Origin of the sequence: Pseudarthrobacter sp. MEB009, from assembly GCF_030208875.1 — a bacterium.
Classification (GTDB): Bacteria; Actinomycetota; Actinomycetes; order Actinomycetales; family Micrococcaceae; genus Arthrobacter.
The window spans coordinates 1-3,498 of the sequence record NZ_JARVTC010000019.1 but is presented as its reverse complement, the minus strand read 5'-3'; the positions used below and the strand labels follow the sequence as shown (position 1 = coordinate 3,498).

Genomic DNA, 3,498 nt, shown 5'->3' with positions numbered 1-3,498 from the left:
GAGGCAACAGGACCGGGGTGGTTCCGTGGCTGGTCTTTTTGGCTGGTGCGGGGCTGGTTCGGGTTTGTTTGTTTCTGGTTTCCTGGCTGCACCGAACACATGTGTGCTCTCTTTTGGGAGGGTTGTGTGGGGTGTGTGGTTTGGGGTTGTTGTTTGAGAACTACATAGTGGACGCGAGCATCTTTTATAAGAAGCAATTTCCAAGAATATGAACCTGGATCTGGCTGCGCGTGATGGTGTCACCTTTCGGGGTGGTGTTGATCGTGTGGTTGGTTTCTGTGGTTCTCTCGAAAATTAGCGTTTTTGATCTTTTGTGGTCAAGTTTTTAAGAGCACACGGTGGATGCCTTGGCATTAGGAGCCGAAGAAGGACGTAGGAATCTGCGATAAGCCTGGGGGAGTCGATAACCGGACTGTGATCCCAGGGTGTCCGAATGGGGAAACCCCGCCAGGCGCGCGAGTGACCTGGTGACCCGCATCTGAACACATAGGGTGTGTGGGGGGAACGCGGGGAAGTGAAACATCTCAGTACCCGCAGGAAGAGAAAACAATAGTGATTCCGTTAGTAGTGGCGAGCGAACGCGGATCAGGCTAAACCGTTCCATGTGTGATAGCCGGCGGGCGTTGCATGGGCGGGGTTGTGGGACTTTCCATACTGGTTCTGCCGGACCGGTGGGGTGTGATGTGCAGGCATAGGTGAACGGTCTTGAAAGGCCGGCCAGAGAGGGTGTGAGCCCCGTAACCGTAATGTTTTGTGCCGCCTGTGAGAGTATCCCAAGTAGCACGGGGCCCGAGAAATCCCGTGTGAATCTGTCAGGACCACCTGATAAGCCTAAATACTCCCTAATGACCGATAGCGGACCAGTACCGTGAGGGAAAGGTGAAAAGTACCCCGGGAGGGGAGTGAAACAGTACCTGAAACCGTGTGCTTACAATCCGTCGGAGCAACCGCACCTTGTGTGCATAGTAGTTGTGACGGCGTGCCTTTTGAAGAATGAGCCTGCGAGTTAGTGTTACGTCGCGAGGTTAACCCGTGTGGGGAAGCCGTAGCGAAAGCGAGTCTGAATAGGGCGTTGCAGTGGCGTGATCTAGACCCGAAGCGAAGTGATCTACCCATGGCCAGGTTGAAGCGACGGTAAGACGTCGTGGAGGACCGAACCCACTTCAGTTGAAAATGGAGGGGATGAGCTGTGGGTAGGGGTGAAAGGCCAATCAAACTTCGTGATAGCTGGTTCTCCCCGAAATGCATTTAGGTGCAGCGTTGCGTGTTTCTTGCTGGAGGTAGAGCTACTGGATGGCTAATGGGCCCTACAAGGTTACTGACGTCAGCCAAACTCCGAATGCCGGTAAGTGAGAGCGCAGCAGTGAGACTGTGGGGGATAAGCTTCATAGTCGAGAGGGAAACAGCCCAGACCACCAACTAAGGCCCCTAAGCGTGTGCTAAGTGGGAAAGGATGTGGAGTTGCGAAGACAACCAGGAGGTTGGCTTAGAAGCAGCCATCCTTAAAAGAGTGCGTAATAGCTCACTGGTCAAGTGATTCCGCGCCGACAATGTAGCGGGGCTCAAGTACACCGCCGAAGTTGTGGCATTCAAATATTAGCTAAGCCCTTGTGGTTCAGGCGTTTGGATGGGTAGGGGAGCGTCGTGTGGGCAGTGAAGTCGCGGTGTAAACCAGCGGTGGAGCCTACACGAGTGAGAATGCAGGCATGAGTAGCGAAAGACGGGTGAGAAACCCGTCCGCCGAATGATCAAGGGTTCCAGGGTCAAGCTAATCTGCCCTGGGTAAGTCGGGACCTAAGGCGAGGCCGACAGGCGTAGTCGATGGACAACGGGTTGATATTCCCGTACCGGCGAAAAACCGTCCATGTTGAACAGGGGATACTAACCGCCCGAGACCTGACCGCCCGCCCTTGTGGTGACGTGGTTTTTGGTGGAGCGCGGGACCTGATCCTGGGAGGCAAGCGTATTAACAGGTGTGACGCAGGAAGGTAGCCAAGCCGGGCGATGGTTGTCCCGGTCTAAGGATGTAGGGCGAATGGTAGGCAAATCCGCTGTTCATGATGCCTGAGATCTGATGGGACCCCCTTTAGTGGGGGGATTTGGTGATCCTATGCTGCCGAGAAAAGCATCGACGCGAGGTTTTAGCCGCCCGTACCCCAAACCGACACAGGTGATCAGGTAGAGAATACTAAGGCGATCGAGAGAATTATGGTTAAGGAACTCGGCAAAATGCCCCCGTAACTTCGGGAGAAGGGGGGCCCCAACCTTGAACACCACACGCTGGTGGGAGGGGATCGGGGCCGCAGAGACCAGGGGGAAGCGACTGTTTACTAAAAACACAGGTCCGTGCGAAGTCGCAAGACGATGTATACGGACTGACTCCTGCCCGGTGCTGGAAGGTTAAGAGGACCGGTTAGCCGCAAGGCGAAGCTGAGAATTTAAGCCCCAGTAAACGGCGGTGGTAACTATAACCATCCTAAGGTAGCGAAATTCCTTGTCGGGTAAGTTCCGACCTGCACGAATGGAGTAACGACTTCCCCGCTGTCTCAACCATAAACTCGGCGAAATTGCAGTACGAGTAAAGATGCTCGTTACGCGCAGCAGGACGGAAAGACCCCGAGACCTTTACTATAGTTTGGTATTGGTGTTCGGAGTGGCTTGTGTAGGATAGGTGGGAGACGTTGAAACCCGGACGCCAGTTCGGGTGGAGTCATCGTTGAAATACCACTCTGGTCACTTTGGACATCTAACTTCGGCCCGTAATCCGGGTCAGGGACAGTGCCTGATGGGTAGTTTAACTGGGGCGGTTGCCTCCTAAAAAGTAACGGAGGCGCCCAAAGGTTCCCTCAGCCTGGTTGGCAATCAGGTGTCGAGTGTAAGTGCACAAGGGAGCTTGACTGTGAGAGAGACATCTCGAGCAGGGACGAAAGTCGGGACTAGTGATCCGGCGGTACATTGTGGAATGGCCGTCGCTCAACGGATAAAAGGTACCTCGGGGATAACAGGCTGATCTTGCCCAAGAGTCCATATCGACGGCATGGTTTGGCACCTCGATGTCGGCTCGTCGCATCCTGGGGCTGGAGTAGGTCCCAAGGGTTGGGCTGTTCGCCCATTAAAGCGGTACGCGAGCTGGGTTTAGAACGTCGTGAGACAGTTCGGTCCCTATCCGCTGCGCGCGCAGGAAATTTGAGAAGGGCTGTCCTTAGTACGAGAGGACCGGGACGGACGAACCTCTGGTGTGTCAGTTGTACTGCCAAGTGCACCGCTGATTAGCTACGTTCGGATGGGATAACCGCTGAAAGCATCTAAGCGGGAAGCTCGCTTCGAGATGAGATTTCCATACACCTTGTGTGTGAGAGGCCCCCAGCCAGACCACTGGGTTGATAGGCCGGATGTGGAAGCGAGGACTAACGACTCGTGAAGCTGACCGGTACTAATAGGCCGATAACTTACACCACACACCACCCCCGCAAACGGATTCAAAAGCGTTTGCACCCG

At 54.7% G+C, this 3,498-nt stretch carries 1 rRNA gene; it reads left to right on the top strand.

Annotation, left to right across the window (positions count from 1 at the left end):
- Positions 1 to 315: 315 nt before the first annotated feature.
- Positions 316 to 3,458 (top strand): 23S ribosomal RNA (locus QRN07_RS18410).
- Positions 3,459 to 3,498 lie beyond the last annotated feature (40 nt).